Annotated in this window: 19 protein-coding genes and 1 pseudogene; 14 read left to right on the forward strand and 6 right to left on the reverse strand. The window is 54.7% G+C overall.

From position 1 onward, the window contains the following. From ACIQU2_RS14745 to ACIQU2_RS14755, 3 genes are all read left to right on the forward strand, one after another. Positions 1-201, forward strand: a complete 201-nt coding sequence (locus ACIQU2_RS14745; RefSeq protein WP_403141913.1) for a hypothetical protein — start codon at positions 1-3, stop codon at positions 199-201. A 188-nt stretch (positions 202-389) separates the two neighbouring features. Then, a complete protein-coding gene (locus ACIQU2_RS14750; protein WP_403141915.1) occupies positions 390-1,184 on the forward strand; it encodes a nitrilase-related carbon-nitrogen hydrolase in 795 nt (264 codons plus the stop codon). A gap of 85 nt (positions 1,185-1,269) precedes the next feature. Beyond that, positions 1,270-1,719, forward strand: a complete 450-nt coding sequence (locus tag ACIQU2_RS14755; protein WP_403142162.1) for a plasmid pRiA4b ORF-3 family protein — start codon at positions 1,270-1,272, stop codon at positions 1,717-1,719. A gap of 107 nt (positions 1,720-1,826) precedes the next feature. Here the strand turns inward: ACIQU2_RS14755 and ACIQU2_RS14760 are convergent, their stop codons facing one another. Then, complete coding sequence (locus tag ACIQU2_RS14760) at positions 1,827-2,066, reverse strand: ATP-binding protein (RefSeq protein WP_403141919.1); 240 nt, start codon at positions 2,064-2,066, stop codon at positions 1,827-1,829. 10 nt (positions 2,067-2,076) lie between these two features. Further along, positions 2,077-2,244, reverse strand: a complete 168-nt coding sequence (locus ACIQU2_RS14765) for an ATP-binding protein (protein WP_403141922.1) — start codon at positions 2,242-2,244, stop codon at positions 2,077-2,079. Between the two features lie 419 nt (positions 2,245-2,663). Here ACIQU2_RS14765 and ACIQU2_RS14770 point away from each other — a divergent pair, with 419 nt between their 5' ends. After that, entirely contained in the window at positions 2,664-3,404 is a 741-nt protein-coding gene (locus ACIQU2_RS14770) for a hypothetical protein (RefSeq protein WP_403141924.1), read from the forward strand. A gap of 502 nt (positions 3,405-3,906) precedes the next feature. Here the strand turns inward: ACIQU2_RS14770 and ACIQU2_RS14775 are convergent. Next, positions 3,907-4,656 carry a 3-oxoacyl-ACP reductase family protein gene (locus tag ACIQU2_RS14775; RefSeq protein ID WP_403141926.1) on the reverse strand — a complete coding sequence of 250 codons (750 nt, stop codon included), beginning with the start codon at positions 4,654-4,656 and terminating at the stop codon, positions 3,907-3,909. A 126-nt stretch (positions 4,657-4,782) separates the two neighbouring features. Further along, positions 4,783-5,724, reverse strand: a complete 942-nt coding sequence (locus tag ACIQU2_RS14780) for a LysR family transcriptional regulator (RefSeq protein WP_403141929.1) — start codon at positions 5,722-5,724, stop codon at positions 4,783-4,785. A 197-nt stretch (positions 5,725-5,921) separates the two neighbouring features. Here ACIQU2_RS14780 and ACIQU2_RS14785 point away from each other — a divergent pair, with 197 nt between their 5' ends. The 9 genes and pseudogenes from ACIQU2_RS14785 to ACIQU2_RS14825 all read left to right on the forward strand — a co-directional run bounded on the left by ACIQU2_RS14785 (position 5,922) and on the right by ACIQU2_RS14825 (position 18,272). Continuing rightward, positions 5,922-6,671, forward strand: coding sequence for a 3-oxoacyl-ACP reductase family protein (locus ACIQU2_RS14785; protein ID WP_403141932.1), 750 nt, complete (start codon positions 5,922-5,924; stop codon positions 6,669-6,671). Positions 6,672-6,763: 92 nt separating this feature from the next. Next, the gene (locus ACIQU2_RS14790; protein ID WP_403141941.1) at positions 6,764-7,720 is read left to right on the forward strand and encodes an alpha/beta fold hydrolase; all 957 of its coding nucleotides are present in this window, start codon (positions 6,764-6,766) and stop codon (positions 7,718-7,720) included. A gap of 19 nt (positions 7,721-7,739) precedes the next feature. Beyond that, positions 7,740-8,072, forward strand: a complete 333-nt coding sequence (locus tag ACIQU2_RS14795; protein WP_403141944.1) for a co-regulatory protein PtrA N-terminal domain-containing protein — start codon at positions 7,740-7,742, stop codon at positions 8,070-8,072. 344 nt (positions 8,073-8,416) lie between these two features. Continuing rightward, positions 8,417-9,574, forward strand: coding sequence for an efflux RND transporter periplasmic adaptor subunit (locus tag ACIQU2_RS14800; protein ID WP_403141947.1), 1,158 nt, complete (start codon positions 8,417-8,419; stop codon positions 9,572-9,574). A 14-nt stretch (positions 9,575-9,588) separates the two neighbouring features. Further along, positions 9,589-12,690: a multidrug efflux RND transporter permease subunit gene (locus ACIQU2_RS14805; RefSeq protein ID WP_403141950.1), complete on the forward strand. Its 3,102-nt coding sequence runs from the start codon at positions 9,589-9,591 to the stop codon at positions 12,688-12,690. A 269-nt stretch (positions 12,691-12,959) separates the two neighbouring features. Further along, a complete protein-coding gene (dsbD, locus tag ACIQU2_RS14810; RefSeq protein ID WP_403141953.1) occupies positions 12,960-14,696 on the forward strand; it encodes a protein-disulfide reductase DsbD in 1,737 nt (578 codons plus the stop codon). Then, on the forward strand, positions 14,696-15,502 hold the full coding sequence (locus ACIQU2_RS14815; RefSeq protein ID WP_403141956.1) for a prolipoprotein diacylglyceryl transferase family protein: 807 nt from the start codon (positions 14,696-14,698) through the stop codon (positions 15,500-15,502). The genes dsbD and ACIQU2_RS14815 overlap by 1 nt, the downstream gene beginning before the upstream one ends. A 115-nt stretch (positions 15,503-15,617) precedes the next feature. Continuing rightward, positions 15,618-16,916 (forward strand): annotated as a pseudogene (locus tag ACIQU2_RS14820) (CBS domain-containing protein); the annotation flags it as partial. Positions 16,917-17,513: 597 nt separating this feature from the next. Further along, entirely contained in the window at positions 17,514-18,272 is a 759-nt protein-coding gene (locus ACIQU2_RS14825; RefSeq protein ID WP_403141958.1) for a hypothetical protein, read from the forward strand. A gap of 73 nt (positions 18,273-18,345) precedes the next feature. Here ACIQU2_RS14825 and ACIQU2_RS14830 read toward each other — a convergent pair whose 3' ends face one another. After that, entirely contained in the window at positions 18,346-19,476 is a 1,131-nt protein-coding gene (locus ACIQU2_RS14830; RefSeq protein ID WP_403141961.1) for a catalase family protein, read from the reverse strand. Next, positions 19,473-21,281, reverse strand: a complete 1,809-nt coding sequence (locus tag ACIQU2_RS14835) for a di-heme-cytochrome C peroxidase (RefSeq protein ID WP_403141964.1) — start codon at positions 21,279-21,281, stop codon at positions 19,473-19,475. The genes ACIQU2_RS14830 and ACIQU2_RS14835 overlap by 4 nt, the downstream gene beginning before the upstream one ends. 268 nt (positions 21,282-21,549) lie before the next feature. Here ACIQU2_RS14835 and ACIQU2_RS14840 point away from each other — a divergent pair, with 268 nt between their 5' ends. Further along, positions 21,550-22,266 (forward strand): FKBP-type peptidyl-prolyl cis-trans isomerase, encoded by a 717-nt coding sequence (locus ACIQU2_RS14840; RefSeq protein WP_347803765.1) that lies wholly within the window; start codon positions 21,550-21,552, stop codon positions 22,264-22,266. The last annotated feature ends 206 nt before the right edge of the window (positions 22,267-22,472 follow it).

Genomic DNA, 22,472 nt, shown 5'->3' on the forward strand with positions numbered 1-22,472 from the left:
ATGTCCAAAATCGCTCGTTTACCCAGCCCTGCCACTGACCGTGTGCTGATCTTGCACATTGAATTGAAGTGGATCAAACCCGCCATCTGGCGTCGCGTAGCGGTGCTGGAAAACATCACCTTGGGCAAATTGCACACGGTGATCCAGACCGTGATGGGCTGGGAGGGGGCGATAGAGAAAACGGACAAAATCGTACGCTAAGCGTGCGGCCTGTCAGGTTGAGGCCATAGAGGTTGACGCCGAGGCGTCAGGAAATGCAAAAAGCGGCCCTACTCTGACGCGGCGCGGGTGGCCTGCCTGACATCCCGCAAGGGTATAGTTCAACTTGACGCCGCCCAAGGGAAGATAAGCCCGGGCCCAGAAAACCTCCATAATGGTTGGACAACTTCATGCTGACCGCTTTTTTGCAGTATCCCGTTTCATTTGGCGATCCAGCAGCAAATTTTAGGAAGATTCGCGATATTGTAGACTTGGCGCGATTTGATCTCTTAGTCATGCCCGAGCTTTGTACCATCGGTTATTTTCACGACTCGCGTGAGGCATTGTTTCTTCATGCTGAATCGGCGCTCGATGGGCCAACGGCGCAGTTCTTACTGCAACTATCGGCAGACAAGAATGCAACGCTAATTGCTGGCATCGCTGAGCGTGACGGCGATTACATCTACAACACGGCGATTGTCGTATCGCGAGGGCGCTGGCTGGGAAAACAACGCAAGTGCCACCTGTCACGCATAGAAAAGCCCCTCTTCACCCCAGGCGATTCATTAGCGTGTTTCGATGACGGAATCTGCCGTTTTGGCGTTCTTACTTGTTTTGACCTTTGGATGCCAGAAGCCGCTCGCCTGTTGGTGCGCCAAGGTGCGCAGTTATTGTGTTGTCCAGCCAACTATGGTGGACCTTGGACAACCCAGCTTGCGCGCATTCGCGCAATGGAAAACGCCACTCCGCTAATCTGTGCAAATCGTACCGGTGTGGAAATGTATGCAGGCGCAGAGGCGACATTCAGAGGTGAAAGCCAAATTGTCGGGCCTATGGGAGAAGTTTGGACATCCGCCACAGAAGAGACGTCGCTTGGCTTGTCGATAATCGACCCAGCTGCGCACGTTCTCAAGGCGAATCCTATGTGCGATGACTTGATGGAAGAGGCAAGTCGCTATGCTTTATCAGGCCCACACCCAAAATGAACAAGCCACGTCTGGCGGCAAAGCCAGCAACCTGAAAGACAGGAAATTCAGGCCGCTACGGCAGGTTGGAAAACCTTAGCGTACGATTTTCTCCGAATTCTGTAGGCTCCCCTGGGAGGGAGGGCATATGCATGAGTTTGAAATTGCCGGTGAGAATTACGGCATTCCCGACCCCGATGGGTGGGGCCCACCCGTGAACCCGGAGGCCCGAAAGACCCTGATCAAAGCGTTGTACGGGAAAAAGACGTTTCGCTACCTCTATGACTTTGGCGAGGGCTGGGATCACCGGATCAAAGTCGAAAAAGTGCTGCCCGGTATCGCCTGTCCTCAGGTGCCGTATTGTGTCGGCGGTGCCAATGCTTGCCCGCCGGAAGACGTGGGTGGTGGGCCGGGTTATGCCGACTTCCTTGAAGCGATGGCAGACCCCAGCCACCCCGAGCATGAAGACATGTTGGAGTGGCATGGCAGTACCTTCGATCCAACGGTTTTTGAATGGGAGCGCGTCAATCAGTGGTTAAAGGAGATTAAGGTCTGAGATGCAAGGCGGTGTAGTTCGGACGGTTACTCTGATCAAGCGTTTGCATTCGACTTGACCAGTGCATTGCCTCTGACCACTCAGCCACTCCCTGTCATGCCTCCTAGCTAGCCGACACCGATATCAGGAGGAACTCCGCTTACGACTTTTGACCTTTCGCATCGACTCGCCCTTAAGTTGAATGTGTGGTCCGCGTACGACAACGATATCTCTTCGAACAGCTTCGTTGCCGTGCGATAAACCGTGTGTGACCCGAGCCGACAGGCCTGGTTTCCAAAGGCACATGCTAGCCAGGTCTTCCCAGTACCGGTCGCGCCGGTGATGATGATGTTCTGTCGCCGTCTCAATCACTCGCATTCACCTAACAGTCATGACTGTACTGCGATCGAGGCCACGCGTGGCTTTGAACTCGATATTCTCCGGGGTGGCTTCCGACTCGCGAAACTTGGCCGCCTTAAGCAGTCGTTCGACCTTTCTGGTCTCGCGTTGACATGTCTCTGCTTCCATCATCAAACCGAGCCTCATATCGAAAGGCTGTTTGAGAAGCGTGGGCTCCTCGAGTTGGCGCTAATACGCTGTTGCCATACCGGTCAATCCAAGCGTCAGCAGGCCTTGGGTAGTGTTCAAAACGGGTTTCATACCGGCTCCTCTCCTTGCGTGGCGTAGTACTGGGCACCGCGGATATTTGAATGCTCAATAAGCGGCGCAGTACACAGGACAAGCTGCGTCATGCATGAACACATCGAGATAGCTTCGAGTGCGCTTGGTATGAAGGACTAAAGCAACGTACAAATCTCACTTCTGCGTACGCACTGGAGCGTCACTTCGAGGCAGAGTCATTTCAGAAAAACAGCAACAGTACGATCCGTCATTATCGAAGCAAGTGGTCTCGGTACCAGAAAAACATAAACACTCCCAAGTCAAAAACCCTAAAACGGGTTGAGTTGCTTGCACCGGGTTCGACACGTGAACTCGAACATCCACTTTGGGAAATTATGCTGCCTACGGATCAGAAGCATATCGATACCGACCGCTATATGAGGAAACTCAGCGTCGATGTACAGGCGGTGATATTTTCTTCAGGGTTTTCGGGATTATCTGCTTACTCGAATCGTGAAGCTATTACACAACGGTTGCTGGACAAGCTTGAACGACGCGCCAGCCTCGATTGTCTGGCCTGCCTGATTTGTTTGGTACTTGAAGTGACCGAACAGAAGCGTAACCTCACAGCGGTTAAAGTAGCGCACACGCTACACAACGTACTTTTGATGATTGGAATTGAACTTCAGGCTCGCAAAGTCGCACTTCCGCTCTTGGACTGGGTCGTTGAACACATCTTATCGCTTGGCGTCATGCCACATCGGAGAGTTTGGATGACCGGCAGCGACTATGTTCACGCGTCAGCCTATTTAAATTTAATGGTCTATCAGAATGAGAAGAGAAGAGGGAAATGGTTGGGATGTTCCCAGCGGGTCAAAATAATGCAAAGACTAATTCACGGGCACATGGGTATGGACGTTGAATATGCAATGACGCCTCAGTTTGAGTTGAGACCTGATCTTGACGATATACCGGCCGAACTTGTCAAAGATTTCAATCGTGATTCGGCTCTCAGGACCTGGGGATGGGACTGTATTCTTGAAGGGAGATCCGAGCATTTCCCACCGGTGGAGTTGTTCTTATAGCCAGAATCAGCTTTAAAAACGGTCGGTCAGGTAGTCAGCTCTTGAGTATGAGCCGTTTACGAAGCTAGGCTGCAACGAAAAAAGCCAAAGCCCTGCCTCTTGGAGGATCTCGAACTCATCGTAACGCACCTGGACGCAATCGAAGAACTCGGGGTTGGCATCGTATTGACTGCGCCCATGACCAGCGACTCCCAGTCGATTGTGCCTTGAAGGCAATGAATACTGCGCAGTTGGTGACGCTGTCCGCTCTGTCGAACCTTTGGATGGTTCGTTGACATTTACTGACGAATGTAGGAGAGGTGATGCGGGAAATGCCCTTAGACAGGATAGCGCCTAGAGCATATAAACCCAGCCGCCTGTTCGACAGGTCGTCTTTGAAGCGGCCGGGTTATCTGCTTGGGAAATTCGGGTCTAATTCAGACCATCCAGAAGGTTCTAATCCTCTTGAGGAAAATCTTGCTATAGCGCAACAGGGCGTTGGCCGCTCAGAAGTAGGCCCGGCTCAAGCCGAAAAGCCACCGTCAATGGTCAAACTTGCTCCGGTAATATACCCGGCTTCCGGCCCTGCAAGGTAAGCAACAAAGGCCGCGATTTCATCATCTTTACCATATCGATCAAGCGCCATCAGTGCTTTCAGCTGATCGGCAAATTCGCCATCAGCTGGGTTCATTTCGGTGTCGATAGGACCAGGTTGAACATTGTTGACCGTAATACGACGTGGGCCTAGATCGCGAGCCATGCCCTTGACTAACCCAACAAGCGCCGACTTGCTCATGGCGTACACCGCTCCGCCGGCGACAGGAACCCGCTCTGCGTTGGTGCTACCGATATTGATGATGCGACCACCATCATTCATATGGCGCGCCGCTTCCTGGGAAGCGACAAAGACGCCGCGAATATTGATTGCAAAGGTTCGGTCCAACTCATCCAGTGGAAACTCCTCGGTGGGTGCCCAACTCAGCACACCAGCGTTGTTTACCAAGATATCCAGCTTGCCGAAATGCTCTGCTGCCTGGCGCACCGCCTGCTGCAGCGCAGCGACATCAGCGCTATCAGCACAAATGGCAAGGGATTTGCCGCCGCTTGCCGTAACTTCCGCGACCAGTGCATCAGCTCGAGCTGCAGATGAGGCATATGTAAAGGCAACCGCTGCACCTTCACGGGCCAGGCGCCTGACAATGGCAGCGCCAATGCCACGAGAGCCGCCTTGTACAATTGCAACTTTCCCTTCAAGGCTCTTTACGAATGACATAGTTTAATCCTTAATTTCCATTGGGGAGTCGCCGCAGCAAAGAAGAACATTGTCTGATTAACAAAAGAAATGGCCAGAAGTCTTATAGACGCAGTACAACTAAGTATCAATGGGCAGACTGTCAATTTAACGGCTGCATTTTTTGTGCTGGTCTGCTCGAAATCTACTGCCTGGTGTCTGCGCCAAAAGGAGTAACTCTTCAATGATCACGCGCATCTTCGGCTGAATGTAGGGGGTTTTGATCCAAATAGCGTGAATGGGCATATCGTCTCCTGCTTGATCGGCGAGCACAGAAACAAGCGCGCCTGATCGTAGGTGCTCCTCCACCAACCATGTAGGTACCTGAGCCAAACCGCAACCCGCCAGAGTTGCAGCTAAAATTGCTTCGCAATCCCCTATCTCATGACGAACGGGGATTTCATAAGCTTCAGTCATTCCCTCCCCGTTTTTGAGTAACCAGCTAGTCCGTTGGCCTAAAGGCCATCCTATGACACAGTCGTGTTGTGAGAGGTCCTTAGCTACCAGTGGCGCACCGCGGCGCGCGAGATAAGATGGCGAGCCGCAGATAACTCGGCGCTGCTCGCCTAATCGGCGAGCGACCAGATCAACATTGTTATCGAGTGGTCCCACACGCACCGCCAAATCAATTCCATTGCCCATCAAATCAACGGTCTGATCGCTGAAGGTGACTGATAGCTCTAGCTGTTCGTACCGTGTCGACAGTTCTATCAGGGTGGGCAGGATATACCTGCGTCCAAATGCTGTGGGCAATTCAATGCGTACACGACCGGCAGGTAACTGCTGCTCACTGCCCAATCGATTTTCAGCCTCGTCGAGGATGGCCATGGCGTTCTGGCAATCGGTGAGGTAGGAATCACCATCATTGGTCAAGCTCACTCGCCTGGTAGTCCTGTGCAACAGCTTGGTTCCCAAGCGTGTCTCCAGTCGCATGATGCTTTTGCTCAAAGCCGAGCCGGTCATTCCCAAAGCCTGGGCGGCCGAGGTGAAGCTGCCTGTCTGGGCAACTGTGACGAAATTCCGAATCTCAACAAATTGGTTCTTAACCATGCCAATTGATTCCGCGCAGGACCTAGAGAATTGAATTTTAGGGACTTAATCGTATCCTGTGAATAGCATAGACTAATTCAACTGGATGGAAATGTACTTTAAACATCGTTGAGTAGCGCTGAACTTCTGCATGCTTAATTATTAAAAGCTGCTACGCGTAAGCTTATCTTGTAAAACCCTACTGAGATTTAGCATAAATGAATATCACGAAAAATTTTCAAGGAAAAGTTGCATTTGTACAAGGTGGTTCCCGAGGTATCGGGGCTGCCATTGTTAAACGTCTGGCTCGCGAAGGCGCAGCCGTTGCATTCACTTATCGTTCCTCGCCAGACGAAGCTAAAACACTAGTAGACGAGATTACCATCGCAGGAGGCAATGTTATCGCTATTCGTGCTGACAGTGCTGATCCTGAAGCATTACAGCAAGCTGTGCGCCAAGCGGTAGAGCATTTTGGCAGACTGGATATCTTGGTAAACAATGCGGGTATTCTCCCATGGGGATCACTGGAAGAACTGACATTGGCGGAAATTGACCTTGCATTGGCTGTCAACGTAAGAGGTGTGGTTATTGCCAGTCAAGAAGCCATACGTCACATGAGTACGGGTGGCCGCATTATTAATATGGGCAGCATCAATGCCGACCGAATTCCTGTTGCCGGCGGTGCCGTGTATGCAATGACTAAAGCGTCGCTCGTTGGTTTTACCAAAGGTCTGGCGCGAGACTTGGGGCCACGTTGCATTACTGTCAACAACGTGCAGCCTGGACCGGTCGATACCGATATGAATCCTGCCGACGGTGAGGCAGCCAGCCAACTGAAACAGTTAATGGCGCTAGGCCGATACGGAAAAGATGAAGAAATTGCCAGTTTCGTTGCGTACCTTGCTGGGCCGGAAGCCGGATTTATTACTGGCGCTAGCCTGAGCATTGATGGTGGGTTTGCAGCTTGACTGTCTAAAAGACTAAAGCCGCTAGATTTTTATAAACAGAGATATGGAGAGAAAACAGTCCGTCTCTTTTGTATTTCGTAAAAGTGGGACTTATGAATAAATTTATAACGGGTATTGTGATTGCAGCCTGCGGTGTGATGTGTTCTTTTACCGTGCTGGCGACTGAAGAGTTCCCTGTTCCGGCAGGATTCGAAAGAGGCTTCGAAGAAGTCAACGGCCTGAAAATGCACTATGTTGCGGGTGGCAGCGGGCCTTTAATGCTGATGGTGCACGGCTTCGGGCAATCATGGTATGAGTGGCATCAACTCATGCCTGAACTGGCAAAAAAACACAGAGTCATCGCTGTGGATCTTCCTGGTCTAGGGTTGTCCGAACCACTCAAGACCTCGTATACCGGGCAAGAGGTGTCTCCATACATATACGCTTTTGCCAAACGCTTTAGTCCAGATGCGCCATTTAATTTAGTGGCTCATGATATTGGTATTTGGGCAACTTATCCGATGCTGGTGCAGCATCAAAAAGATATTGCCAAGGTCGCCTATCTTGAGTCGGTCATTCCGGACGAACTGATATACACCTTTCCGGCGTTTACCCCGCAAGGTGAGTCAACAGCTTGGCACTTTAGCTTCTTTTCAGCGGATGGAGCATTACCCGAAACTTTAATTTCGGGAAAGGAAAAGGTCTTTTTCTCTCATTTCATCAAGAAACATGCTGAGAAGCAGGAGGTGTTTACTGATGAATTGCTTGGACTTTACGCTAAATCGTATTCGAAGCCTCACACCCTGCATGCTGCATTCGAATACTATCGCGCGCTTCCGCAATCTGTGCTGCAGAACAAAGAACTGTTGGCTCAAAGCAAACTGACTATGCCGCTACTGGCAGTGGCGGGTGACGGGCGAGGCAGTCTTGGTCAGACTCAAATTGATCAGATGAATAAGTACGCCACGAACGTACAAGGGCATGTGCTGCCTGGCTGTGGTCATTGGCTGATGGAGGAGTGCCCAACATTGGTCAAACCACTGCTAGTTGACTTCTTTGATGGGCAATAACTAAGGCGGGACCTGTAAGATGCCAACAGAGTGGCTGTTGGCGCTGCAAGGATTTTATCCATACAGTATTGCCTGCAAAAACGCAGTAATCAGCATGCGCTATATTCTTCTAACAGTAATATCACTGCCTACTTTTACTAAGGTTTTATACATGCCCGCTATTAGAGTTTTTACATTAGCCATCCTATTCATGCTGCCCATTGCCTCTCAAGCAGAGGGCGGAGGTGATCGTGTTATAGAACGATATGAAAAAATGCGAGACGCACGAATTGCAGAGCGGGCTAAAAGCCTGGGCGAGGACACACAGCCTGTTGCTGAGCAGAATATGAAGAGCGAAGAGTCAGAGGGGTAACTTGGACGCTCAGTATGTAGTGGTCTAACGAAGTCTATCATCACTCCTATTTTTGTAATTATGAAAACTGGAGTGTCCTCGAAAGCCGTTTCATATGTCAGGTACTTCGCCCGGCCGCTCGGCCACTTATGTGAACTATTGTTCAGCGATCGCAGAGTCTGAAAGGTTATTCAGGGTACTGCAACATTCGTGAGGTCAGGTGTTCAAGGCGTCTGCCCCCGCATCTACTGTGCATGGTGAATGGATGTTGCTTAGGCAAACTGCTCAATCCGAGCAGTTACAGAGCTTCATCACGCGCCAGCGTGATAGCCCGTAGAGCCGGGGGGCATTATTGAGGTGTTTACGTGCCAAAGAACTTGTTAGTAAAGCTCAGCCTGATTGCGGTTTCACTTGCACTTGCAGCCTGTGGCAAGCCTTCCCCTATAGAAGAAGCCGAATCACTGGCAACCGTTCGCATTGAAACCATCGAAACCCAAGCATTATCGATCCGCAGCGAACTCAGCGGGCGAATCGCAGCACCGCGCAGCGCAGAAGTGCGGGCCCGTGTCGCCGGCGTGGTGCTCGAGCGCACTTTCCGCGAAGGCAGCGACGTAAAAAAAGGCGACGTGCTATTTCGCATCGACCCGGCACCGTTTAAGGCCGACCTGGACACTGCCCAGGCCGGCCTGCGCAAAGCAGAGGCCAATGCCCTCCAGGCGCGCTTGCAAGAACTACGTTACGCCCAGTTGATCGACGGCAAGGCCATCAGCGGCCAGGATTATGACAACGCCCGGGCCAGCGTCCGACAGACCGCTGCCGACGTGGCCGCCAACAAGGCCGCCGTGGAACGGGCGAAACTCAATCTGGGTTACGCCACGGTCACGGCGCCGATCTCCGGGCGCATCGGTCGCGCGCTGGTGACGGAAGGGGCACTGGTCGGGCAGAGCGAAACCACACCGCTGGCGTTGATTCAGCAACTGAACCCGATTCACGCCGACCTCACCCAATCGACCCGTGAACTCATTGACCTGCGCCGCGCCTTCCGTTCCGGCCAGTTAAAGGAAGTGGGTCAGGGTCAGGCCAAAGCCACATTGATTCAGGATGACGGTAGCCTCTATCCGCTGCCGGGCAAGCTGCTGTTCACCGACATTACCGTCGACCCGGGCACCGGCCAGATCATCCTGCGCAGCGAATTTCCCAACCCGGACCTCGATTTACTGCCGGGGAGTTTCGTGCGCGTGCGTCTGGAACAAGCGGTGAATCAGCAAGGAATCAGCGTGCCACAACGGGCCATTCAACGTGACAGCGCTGGTGTTGCTCAGGTGCTGATGCTCGATGCGGACCTGCGCGTCGGCCAGCAAACGGTTGAACTGAGCGCCGTGCAAAACGATCGCTGGATCGTCACCGCAGGCCTCAAGCCCGGCGACCGCATCGTCACCGAAGGCCTGCAACACGCCAAACCCGGCGAGAAAGTGCAAATCGACGACACCCCTATTCCACTTGCCCAGGCTTCTGGTCAGTAAGCAGGACGCTTTTTATGCCGCAGTTCTTTATCGATCGCCCGGTATTTGCCTGGGTGGTCGCCCTGTTCATCCTGCTGGCCGGCGCGTTGGCCATTCCGCAGTTGCCCGTGGCGCAATACCCCAACGTCGCACCGCCAAAAGTCGAGATCCAGGCGTCGTACCCAGGTGCGTCAGCGCAAACCGTCGACGAAAGCGTGGTCAGCCTGATTGAGGAAGAACTCAACGGCACCAGTCACCTGCTGTATTTCGAATCGCAAAGCAGTCTTGGCAGCGCCACTATCACCGTCACCTTCAAACCCGGAACCGATCCGGATATGGCTCAGGTCGATGTACAGAACCGTCTCAAGGCGGTTGAGTCACGTCTGCCGCAAGCAGTGATCCAACAAGGCTTGCAGGTGGAGAAAGTCTCGACCAGCTTCCTGCTGTTGATCACCCTGACCTCCAATGATGGCTCGCTCGATAACGTGACGCTCAGCGATTACCTAGCGCGCAACGTGATGAACGAGATCAAGCGTCTGGACGGCGTGGGCAAGGCCTCACTGTATGGTGCCGAACGGGCGATGCGGATCTGGATCGACCCGCAAAAGCTGATCGGATTCAACCTCACACCCTCTGACGTCAATACAGCCATTGTCGAGCAGAACGCCCAAGTCTCGGCAGGCACCATCGGCGATTTGCCGACCCGCACCACCCAGGAAATCACCGCGACTATTCTGGTGAAAGGCCAGTTGTCGACCCCGGAAGAATTCGCCGACATCGTGCTCAAGGCCAGTCCCGACGGCTCCACCGTGCGCATCGGCGATGTGGCGAGAGTTGAAATTGGCAGTCAGGAGTACCAGTTTTCGACCCGCCTCAATGGCAAGCCATCAACGGCCATCAGCGTACAGTTGGCACCTGGGGCAAACGCCTTGGAAACCGCCGGCCTTATCAAGGCCAAAATGGATGAGCTGTCGCGCTACTTCCCGTCCGGCGTGGAATATCAGCTGCCATTCGACACGTCTCCGTTCGTCAAAGTATCGATCACCAAAGTGGTTTACACCCTGGTCGAAGCGATGGTGCTGGTGTTCGCAGTGATGTTTCTGTTCCTGCAAAACATCCGCTATACCCTGATTCCAACCCTGGTGGTGCCGGTGGCGCTGATGGGCACTTTGGCCACCTTGTTGGCACTGGGTTTCTCGATCAACGTGCTGACAATGTTCGGTATGGTACTGGCCATCGGCATTTTGGTGGACGATGCCATCGTGGTTGTCGAGAACGTCGAGCGGATCATGGCCAACGAAGGCCTGTCGCCCATAGAGGCAACACGCAAGGCCATGCATCAGATTACCGGGGCTATCGTCGGCATTACCCTGGTGCTGGTGGCGGTATTTATCCCGATGGCATTCATGCCAGGCACGGTGGGAGTGATCTACCAGCAGTTCTCGCTATCGATGGCCACTTCCATTCTGTTCTCCGCGTTTCTCGCCCTGACCCTGACGCCAGCCCTCTGCGCCACTTTGCTCAAACCCATCCCCAAAGGCGAACACCACGCTAAAGGTGGTTTCTTTGGCTGGTTCAATAGACGCTTTGAGCAATTGACCACACGTTATGAAGGCTGGGTGGTTTATGCGCTGAAACGTAGTGGTCGTTATTTGCTGATCTATGGTGTGCTGCTGATCGGCCTGGTGATCTGCTTCAATCGACTGCCCACCTCGTTCCTGCCGGTCGAGGACCAGGGCTATACCATCACCGACATCCAGCTGCCACCTGGCGCGAGCAGAAATCGCACGATACAGGTGGTCGAACAGATTGAGGCGCACAACGCCACAGAACCGGCGATTGCTGATAGCACTATCATTCTGGGCTTCAGTTTTTCCGGCAGCGGCCAGAATGCAGCGTTGGCGTTCAGCACACTCAAGGATTGGTCAGAACGCGGCAGTGACGACTCTGCCGCCTCCATCGCCGACCGTGCCAGCCTCGCCTTTGGCCAAATCAAGGACGCCGTGGCTTACTCCGTACTGCCTCCTCCAGTGGACGGTCTGGGCAACTCCAGTGGTTTTGAATTCCGTTTGCAGGACCGAGGCGGTTTAGGCCACAAAGCTTTGATGCAAGCACGCATGGCGTTGCTCGAGGCCGCAGAGAAAAGCCCGGTCCTGATGAACGTGCGCGAAAGTGCATTGGCCGAAGCGCCGCAAGTGCAACTGATCGTTGACCGCAGACAAGCCAATGCCATGGGGGTTTCGTTTGCCGATATCGGCAGCGTATTGTCCACTGCAGTCGGATCGGCCTACATCAACGATTTCCCTAACCAGGGACGGATGCAACGCGTCGTGGTGCAGGCCGTAGGCGATCAGCGCAGCCAGATGGGTGACTTGCTGCAAATGCATGTGCGCAACAATACCGGCAAAATGGTGCCGCTGGCAGCGTTCGTGCAGGCTAAATGGACTCAGGGTCCGACACAGTTGACGCGCTACAACGGCTATCCAGCCATCAGCATCTCCGGTGAACCGGCCCCTGGTTACAGCTCGGGTGAAGCCATGGCTGAAATCGAACGACTGGTGGCGCAAGGGCCGGCAGGGTTGGGTCAGGAGTGGACTGGGTTGTCGTTGCAAGAGCGCTTGTCGGGCAGTCAGGCGCCACTTCTATTGGGGTTGTCGCTGTTGATTGTGTTCCTGTGCCTGGCTGCGTTGTATGAGAGTTGGTCAATCCCAACCTCGGTATTGCTAGTGGTGCCGTTGGGGGTATTAGGCGCGGTACTGGCCGTGACCCTGCGCGACATGCCCAACGACGTGTTCTTCAAGGTTGGGTTGGTCACCATCATCGGCCTGTCGGCGAAAAATGCGATCCTGATCATCGAGTTCGCCAAGCGCCTGTACGACGAGGGCCAGGACCTGATCGACGCCACGGTGCAAGCCGCACGCTTGCGTCTGCGGCCTATTGTCATGACCTCTCTGGCATTTATCCTCGGCGTGGTGCCATTGGCAATAGCCACCGGTGCCAGCTCGGCGAGCCAGCAGGCTATTGGCACCGGGGTGATCGGAGGGATGATCACCGCGACGCTCGCGGTCGTGTTTGTTCCGGTGTTCTTCGTGACCGTGATGAAGCTGATCCGCAAACGCGTCAAAGTTAGTAAGTAACAACCGATTATTCATTCCGATGCAGTACGTCGGAATGCAGGCGGGGGGCGGACGCTGTCCTTATTTTTCAGATGGAAGTCGCAAAATGACTCATGCCGAGTAAGTAATACTTGGTGGTCACAGTTGAAATAGATTTCATCGGTTGGCACTCATCAAGTTTATAAAGTGCTGCCGTAGTGTGCGGGTACAGACTAATACTAATTTTATTATTAATTTCAGCTTAATCACCTTGTGCTACCCTTCGCCAGTTCTCAAAAAAGAGCCTATTTATGTGCCGTTTGTTTACTCTGTTGTTGATGTTGTTTTCAGGATTCTCCCATGCAGGGGGCAGTCTATTTGATGTTAAACCTGAGTTTCTTCCCGCAGAAAAAGCATTTGCGTTCAGTTCTCAGCGTCTTCCCTCAGGGGAAACTCAACTCTACTGGCAAGTCGCCGATGGGTATTACCTGTATCAGCAACGTTTAACATTCGATGGTTTGGCCCAAGAAAATACTCCGCCGTTTCCTGACGGTGAAGTTCACAGCGATGAGTTTTTCGGCACCCAGCAAGTCTATCGGCAGGGGCTGGAGTTGAAGCTTCCAGCCGAGGCCAGCGGTAAAATCAAGGTGGGCTGGCAGGGCTGCGCCGATGCCGGTTTGTGCTATCCACCGCAGTCAGTGGTCGTTGACCTGGGCGGTAGCCCGTCGGCAACCACTCCTGCCGAAGCACCCGATCAAGCACTTGCCAGTGGTCTTCAGCAACGAGCACTTGGCTGGAGCCTGCTGATCTTCTTCGGTCTGGGCTTGCTGCTGGCGTTTGCCCCTTGCTCTCTTCCCATGCTGCCGATTCTTGCAGGACTGGTAGTCGGCAGTGGCGCGAGCCCGCGGCGCGGTTTTGCCCTGGCTGGTAGCTATGTGTTCTGCATGGCGTTGGTATACGCCTCCATGGGTGTGCTTGCTGCCATGCTGGGCGCCAACCTCCAGGCGTTGCTGCAACAACCGTGGGTGCTGGGTAGTTTTGCTGCGGTATTCATCCTGCTGTCGTTGCCGATGTTTGGTTTTTTCGAATTGCAGTTGCCCGCCTTCCTGCGCGATCGCCTGGAAAATGCCAGTCGCCAACGAAATGGTGGCAGCCTGGTGGGCGCCGGAGTCCTGGGCGCGTTGTCAGGACTATTGGTGGGTCCGTGCATGACAGCCCCTCTCGCTGGCGCGCTGCTATACATCGCGCAAAGCGGTAACGCACTGCACGGTGGTCTTATTCTGTTCGCCATGGGCCTGGGCATTGGTCTTCCCTTGTTGTTGCTCGTCACTGTTGGCAACCGCTTCCTGCCCAAACCAGGGGCGTGGATGAACTTGCTAAAAGGCGCCTTCGGATTCCTGTTTCTGGGAACGGCGATCTACATGCTGAGACCAGTATTGGATGAGTCGATTTGGATCGGACTGTGGGGCACGTTGTCGCTGGCCCTGGCTTATGCTGTCTGGCATCAACGCCAACCAGCGGCCCGGACGACTCACATGTTCGGCATTGCTTCTGTTGTGTTTGGTGTCTGGGGTAGTCTGCTTGTCGTCGGCGCTGCTGGTGGCTCAGATGATCTCTGGCAACCATTGAAGGTATATAGAGCAACCACTACCAGCGCTGCATCGCAACCGTCGGGACATGATGCGTTCTCCACCATTAAGTCTGCGACTGAGTTGCAAAACGAGCTGGATTCGGCGAGGGCAAGTGGGCAGTGGGTGCTGCTGGATTACTACGCCGACTGGTGTGTGTCTTGCCGAGTGATGGAAAAGGAAGTGTTTGGCCAACCACAGGTAATGGACGCATTGAAGGATGTGCGCCTGCTGCGCCTGGACGTCACCGCTGACAACGCTGATAGCCGTGAGTTGTTGAGCCGCTATAAGGTACCGGGGCCTCCAAGCTTTTTATGGATCGGGCCGGACGCAGAGGAGCGTCGTAGTCAGCGTATTACTGGGCAGGTTGACGCCGAGGCGTTTCTTCAGAGTTGGAACCAAGCTAAGGAAGGTAGTTGATGCTTACATTCAATATTGGCAGTTTTGTAATTTCACTGAGCCATCTGTTGCTGATCAGCGCGTTATTGGTCGCCACCCTGATTGGGCGTCGAGTGGCCAAACAGGGTGGGGAACGCCTGGATTCGGTGCTGTTCTGGCTGTTGATGCTGGGACTTTTGATAGCCCGAGCGAGCTTCGTTCTCGTCTATCGAGAGCACTATGGCAGTGACCTCTGGCGCATCATCGATGTACGTGACGGCGGTTTCCTTGCCTTGCCGGGTGCAATCGCGGTGGTGATTGGGGCTCTGATCTGGGGCTGGCGAAGTGCAGCGCTGCGTCGACCACTGGCTGCGTCGGTGGTTGCCGGCATGCTCCTGTGGGGCTTGGGGACACTATCGCTGAGCGTTTACGAGCAAGGTACGCGTTTGCCGGAAATACCTGTGCGCACGACCACTGGAGAGACCGTACAACTCACGCACTATCAAGGGCGTCCACTGGTGATCAACTTGTGGGCCACCTGGTGCCCTCCCTGCCGTCGTGAAATGCCTGTGCTGCAGAAAGCTCAGGAACAGCGTCCAGATGTGAACTTTCTCTTCGTGAACCAAGGTGAAGGATCGGATATCGTCAATAAGTTTCTCTCCAGCCAAAAACTAAGCCTGAACAACATTTTATTTGACGGAGGCGGACGACTTGGCCAGATCGTTGGTTCGATGGCGTTACCAACGACCCTGTTCTACAGTGCAGACGGCAAATTAGTGAGCAGCCATCTAGGGGAGCTATCAGATGCAAGCCTGGCTCGAGCACTCGAACAATTCGAAGAGCGCTGACGGAGCTTAGCTAACGAAGGAGCTACACGCTCGTTTAGCGGCTATTTTCTCTTAGTGCTACATCGTTAACGACTCACAAAAATCTACCCCCCCCCTTGAGAGCAAGTAACTAACTATGGAATGGATTGCGGACCCCACCGCGTGGCTTGGTTTGCTGACACTGATCGTGTTGGAGCTAGTCCTCGGAATAGACAATCTTGTTTTTATTGCAATTCTTGCCGACAAATTGCCACCCGAGCAACGCGACCGGGCACGACTCATCGGGCTTTCGCTTGCACTTCTTATGCGGCTGGGCCTGCTTGCGGGTATTTCGTGGATGGTAACGCTGACCAAGCCATTGGTGACGGTATTTGATCATGTGTTCTCCGGCCGAGATCTGATCATGCTGTTCGGCGGTGTGTTCCTGCTGTTCAAAGCGACGATGGAGCTTCATGAGCGCCTCGAAGGGCATGTAGCGCAACGTACGGGCAACGTCAGCTATGCGCTGTTCTGGCCGATCGTCTTGCAGATTGTGGTGCTTGACGCCGTCTTCTCGCTGGATGCCGTGATCACCGCCGTGGGGATGGTTGATGAACTCTCGATCATGATGATCGCTGTTATCTTCTCCATCGGTATCATGATTGTCGCCAGTAAGCCATTGACCCACTTCGTCAACTCACACCCCACTGTGATCATGCTATGTCTGGGGTTCTTGATGATGATTGGCTTCAGTCTTACGGCTGAGGGTCTTGGCTTCCATATTCCAAAGGGCTATCTCTACGCTGCCATTGGCTTCTCCATCCTCATCGAATTGTTCAACCAGATTGCCCGCGCACGTCGCAAGAAATCCTTGCAGGGCCAGCACTCAATGCGAGTCAGAACGGCGCATGCTGTTTTGCGTTTGCTGGGAGGCAAACAACTGGAACAGGACGAGGTGGGTGAAGAAGTCGTTGATATGGTCGGGAGCGATGGCCTGGAACCTGTTTTTGATCGACGCGAGCGGGTCATGATCAGCGGAGTACTCAGGCTTGCAGAACGGAGCGTTCGGTCAATCATGACCCCAGGCACTGAGATTGATCAGATCAAACTCACCAGTCCATGGACCGAACTTGAGGGCGTACTGATCAACTCCCCTCATTCCAGGCTTCCCGTCACCCGTAACGGCCGTGTAAGCGAAGCACTGGGCTTCGTCCAGAAAAAGGATGTGCTCAACGTATTGCTTGAAGGCAATCAGGCACAGATTGAAGAACTGGTACGTCCTGCGCTCAGATTGTCGGAGAGGTTGACGATTCTCAATGCACTGGAGCAATTGCGCAAAGAGTCCACGCACATCGCCTTCGTGGTCAACGAGCGTGACGGGGTGATCGGGCTGTTAACCGTGACCGACATTCTTGAATCCATCGCCGGAGACCTGCCTGATACCAGCGACCTTGAGCGCTTATCCGCGGCACACCAATGAACGATGCTTCTCCACTCTGGTCATTGACGCCACAAAGGCCGCGGCCAAAGGAAGGCATCTGTTGTAGTGGTCTGATGAACCTGGAAACCCACTGACTGGTTGCCACAAGCTTTGGGCTCCCGCGGGGCTCGCCGAGGGCGACCGATATCTCCCACAGGGGCAGTACGATCGGGCGCTCAACCGGCGCAATTCAGCAAGGTGGGATCGCCAGCCGCTTATGTGGTTGGCGAGTCAGCAATATAGGAAGGATGCAGGGATAGATTTCATTGGTCACAACCAATGCAATTAGATGGTCAGATCGAATGCAAACGCCCGGTCAAATGGAATGCAAATGGGTGGTCAGTGCGAATGCAAACGGGTGGTCAAGTGCGATGCAATTTCGCACCGTGAGTGCAAATGGTGAGCTGGAGGTTCCGGGCGGATACACCCTCGAAGCGCGCCATGCCGACAAGGTCAGAGGTCTGGAGGACAGCAACGTACAGTGGATCCAGCGAAAGCTGTTCTTTTCGATTTCCGACCTTTTCGAAGTGATGACCCGGCGTCGAAAATTTTCCAGATGTTACGTGTCTGGAAGTGATTGGCGGCCTGATCTCTTACACCTCAAAAGACTCAGGGTTCGAGCAGGAGTTGTCACGCCAGCTTGGGAGAAAGCCCGATGGCAGACTTCAATCCTTCGAGAGCTTGTATGAAAAAGGTGCAGTGCCAGGCAGCATTCTGATTTTGTTGGCTGTGGCAGCCGGTGAGGTCGTCACGGTGGTACCAGGTAATCTTTGGAGGGTAAGGGGCGAGCTGAAAGCCAGCTGGAGGAAGGACATATTGGAGCAAAATCCGCCGATCGGTCTGATGCCGGTCTGTGGGCCGATCCTCAAGGATGCCAGGGAAGTTGCTCGGTATCTTCATACGAAAATGCAAAAGTTATCGACTACACAGCAGCAGGTCGGCATCGTTCTCAAGCACAAAACGCAGAAAGTTTTTGTCGTCACCCTCCCTGTTGCAAGCGATTACGCCACGTTCAATCGGGAGGCTCTCTTCCCAAAGGGTCACGACGGTAATCCAATGCTCCCGGAAACATTCCGCGTTCACGGTTTCTACCACTCGATGAATCCGGACCCGGTAAACCGACTGCCCTCCACAGACGTCGAGCTTTATAAAAACTTCTTCTCTCCCACGGACATGCGAGTCGGTCTTGGCCGGGTTGCCGTTGCGCCTCATCATCGCCTGTTTCTGTGCACGCCCGATGGGGCGGTATTACGTTTTGCCAAGCCGGAGTCCGAGGGCGTTCGTCGATTGGGTGGCGGCTGCCGGGGTCTTGGGTGTCCTTTATACGAGTAAGGTCTGGCCACGGGCCGGTAGGGTTAGCGTTCCCGATACCGTCGTGGCCGTCGATCCGGAGGCGATGCAGTGATTACTCACCATTACGGCTGTGCCGGTAATCGCTCACCGCTTCATACACGGCTTTGCGCAACCGGTTGATGCCGCCAATGGGGCGATGAGCCTCAAGGCCAAACCACGGGTTGAACGACTGGTTATCGCATTGCACGTTCAGCGTAGGCGTATCGAAGTCCTGGGCGGGTACTTTGATCCGCGCCACGGTCTCGAAAGGAGCATCGCTTTGCTGCCACTCAATGCTCGTGTCTTCTATCGGCATGTACTTGGCCGGGTCCTGGCGCTGTATCTGCAGGACGAAACAGGCCGGTACCCGGTCGGTCGACAGTTGCTGGTTCAGCGCATTGCGCAGGAAGTTCGGCAACTTCTGGTTTTGCGCAGGCAGGGTGTAAGTCGGGCAGCTTGCCGGATCGGGCATGACGCGGAACTTGGCATTGGCTTCGCCGAATTTGTAGGGCGAAACCGAAAAGTAAGTCGTCTGGGCCGGGCTTTCCGGGGCGGGTGAAAGTGTCGCCAGCGCGATAAACAGATGGCGAACCTGCCAGGTCCGTGGGTCCCAACCTGGAAAGAACGCCATCAGCTTCTTGCCGTCAGCCTGTGCGGCTACATTCTGACGGTACTCGGCGACATCGCTGACGAAGAAATTCGGATGGCTGAACATCACGAAGTCCTGTTCGCCACGACTCTTCTGATCATTCAGCAGTTGTTTGCCGGGCACATCGAGCAACTTGATCGCCATGCCCCGTGCGTCGCGGATGCTGTCGAATTGCGGGTAGGCATTGCCGTTGGACAGCCGCATCGTCGCTTGCCAGGTTTTGTCGGGTTCGCTGAACACACCCTGACGCAGTTCGTCCGCCAGATCCGGCAGCACCTGAACCTCGGCCTTCACGCAGCCATGGGCCTTGGCATGGGCGTCGCGCAGGTAGCGGGTGCTTTCACGGTGCTGATCGACGATGCGCACGGCCGTCTGGATGATGTCTTGGGTCATCGCTGATTCGCCATCAGGAATCAGTTCTTCTGCCGAAACCGGGCCGCTGTGCTGCCAGGCGAACCAGGCCGTGGCCAGCGCCCAGCCGAGCAATCCAAGACCCAACGACCACAACAGGGTTTTGCCGAGAAAGGCGCCAAAACGCATCCAGAGTCTGCTCATGGCAATTGTGCCTCCAGCGGGCCGCCCAGCACTTTCAGATACTCCAGCAGCGCCCAGCGCTCTTCTGGCTGCAGCAGGCGACCGATGACGCCGTTGCCACGCTTGCCTGCCCGGAATTCGTGGCCGCTGTTGTGATTGCCGGTGATGCGCGTGTCGAACAAAAATCCATTGGTGAAAGCCTCGGTGCGATAGCCGAGGTGACTCGGGTCGTACTCGAACGTGCCCTTGTAGAAGGTGGTTGTGCGTTCATCCTGGGGCGAGAGCAGCTGATAAATGCTCGGCACCGAACCGTTATGCAGAAATGGCGCGGTGGCCCAGACTCCCGCCAATGGTCGAGCCTTGTAGGCGCGCAATTCGCGCACGCCAATCGGCAGGCCGAAGCCGTCCATGTCCGGTCGTTCGGCCGTAGGAATGTTTGCTTCACGGAAGGCCCGGTTTCCGACGAAAGCGGTGACGTAGGCCAACCCTTTAGCCGATGAGAGCTTGCTCAAATCCAGCGATTCAGTGGGCGTCGGCTGCAACTGAACATCCAGTTGCGCCAGCTCTGCCGGGTCCCATTGCAAGGCTGTGAGGTCGAAGCGATGGTCGGCGATGTTATTGGCCGCGCCCGGGTCTGTGCCGATGAACTCCACGGGCAGCATTTTCAAATGTTGCACCCAGCGCCCGTCGCTCTGGACCGATCGAGGTACATGGCAGCCGGCGCAGTTCTCGGTGAATAATTCGCGACCTTTTGCTGCCTGGGTCTTGTCGATGGCGCCCAGCAGTTCCTCCGGCCAGGCTGGGGGTTTGAGCCGCTGCAGGGTTTGTTCGATCAGGTGCAGATCGCGCAAGCGGACACTGGACGGATAACGTGCGTCTCCTTTAAGCGGTTGGCCGTTAACGTCGAAGAAATTCAGCGTCGCACCCACACCCAAGGCCTCACCGATGTTGCGGGCCATCGGTTGCTGCGCCGAACCGTTCCACTGCACCCAGTCGAAGGTCCACATGTCCCACAGTTGCGGATAGTCGACCGGAGCATTGGCTACACGGTAGTTGGCGGGGGAAATCGCATCGCCGAAACTGGCGTTGGCAATGCGCCCGAAAGCGTCGGTGCGGCCGGGGCCTTCTTCGGTGGGATAGAGCCCGCGATGGGTGTCGTTCCAGGCCACCTTCAAGAAGATATCGAGAGAGACTTTGACGTCTTTGCGCAGTTGTTGATGCCGGGCCTCGTAGTCCTGGCCCAATACGTTGCGTGCGAAACGTTCGAATTTCCATGGGTTGTAGTAAGTCGACGTCAGACTCGCTACCAGCGCTTGTCCGAAACTGCCGCCGTGTAACGTAGGAACGCTGGATGGCAGAACGTGCTGCGCCGAACCGCCATCGATGCGCACGGCCTGGCCGTTAAAGCGCAGTTCGCCGGTGTGGCAGGCAGCGCAGGTGATGTCCAGAAACTCGTCCTGGCTTCCAGGGTTCTGATGGCGGGCAAAGCCCACTGGCAGATTGCCGGGGTTGTTCGGCGTGGGTCTCTGGCTGGGGTCGATCAGAAAACCGAAGCGGGCGAGGTATTCGGGAGCGGCGAATCGCTGTTGCGAGAACGGCAATTCGAGGGCCTTGAACCAGTCATAGCGCAAGCCCTTGACCTGAGTGCCCTGGGGCGTGAAGTAGTAAATCTCGCGGTCGCTGGCGCTCCATTGCTCCAGGTAATGCACTTGCTGCACGGGGGGCCAGACCGGCAGTTTCGGGTTGGCGACGTAGTACAGAACCACGGCGAGGCCCAGCCCCAGCAGGACTGCGAACAGAACCAGCAAGCGAAAGAAGAGGCGCAAGATAAACATCCTTGTCGATTTGAAGCTCCCTTATGCCTCAGTACCTGAGGTGCGGCAAGTGGCCATTACGCCAGATGCTGGGGTTTTGCTATTGGTTTCTGTGGGCGCAAGATGACAGAAGCTTCATCAGCCCATTCCCGAAATGCGTTAAAACACCTGAACTTATCAGAAGTTTCCTGCTCTCATGCCGGTAGCCATTGGTCGTGGCCGCCTGATAAGCTCGCGGCTTTATTCGATTGCCCTTTAGGCGCATGAACAAGGAAATAGCATGAAACAGCATCGGTTGGCGGCGGCGGTGGCCCTGGTTAGCCTGGTACTTGCGGGTTGTGATTCGCAGACCAGCGTAGAGCTGAAAACCCCGGCGCAAAAAGCTTCCTACGGGATTGGCCTGAACATGGGCAAGAGCCTGGCTCAGGAAGGCATGGATGACCTGGACTCCAAAGCCGTAGCCCAAGGCATCGAAGATGCCGTCGGCAAGAAAGAGCAGAAGCTGAAGGATGACGAACTGGTCGAAGCCTTCGCAGCACTGCAAAAGCGTGCTGAAGAGCGTATGGCCAAAATGAGCGAAGAGTCGGCAGCTGCCGGCAAGAAATTCCTCGAAGACAACGCCAAGAAAGCCGGTGTAACCACCACCGCTTCGGGCCTGCAGTATGAGGTGGTCAAGAAAGCCGATGGCGCACAGCCTAAGCCGACCGACGTAGTGTCCGTTCACTACACCGGCACCCTGACCAACGGCACCGTTTTCGACAGTTCCGTCGAGCGTGGCAGCCCGATCGATCTGCCGGTCAGCGGTGTGATTCCGGGTTGGGTCGAAGGCCTGCAACTGATGCACGTTGGTGAGAAGTACAAACTGTACATCCCTAGCGAACTGGCTTACGGCGCCCAAAGCCCAAGCCCGGCGATTCCAGCCAACTCGGTGCTGGTATTCGATCTGGAACTGCTGGCAATCAAGGATCCAGCAAAACAAGACGCCGTTACCAAGTAATCAGCGTCTGCTCTAAAAACAACGCCTCGCTTATGCGGGGCGTTGTTGCATCTGGCGTTCAGCAAAGGTAAACAAAGCGAACGGATGCTGTAGGCTGGAGTCATAGCCATTGAGGACGCCCGTGCTAGCCGCGCCAGAGCGCCAAGTCAATGAAATCTTGGGTTTTTTTATGTGAGTAAAAAACGCCCGATCTGAGTTAGGCCCTT

The organism is Pseudomonas sp. NPDC098740, assembly GCF_044760065.1.
Taxonomy (GTDB): Bacteria; Pseudomonadota; Gammaproteobacteria; order Pseudomonadales; family Pseudomonadaceae; genus Aquipseudomonas; species Aquipseudomonas rossensis.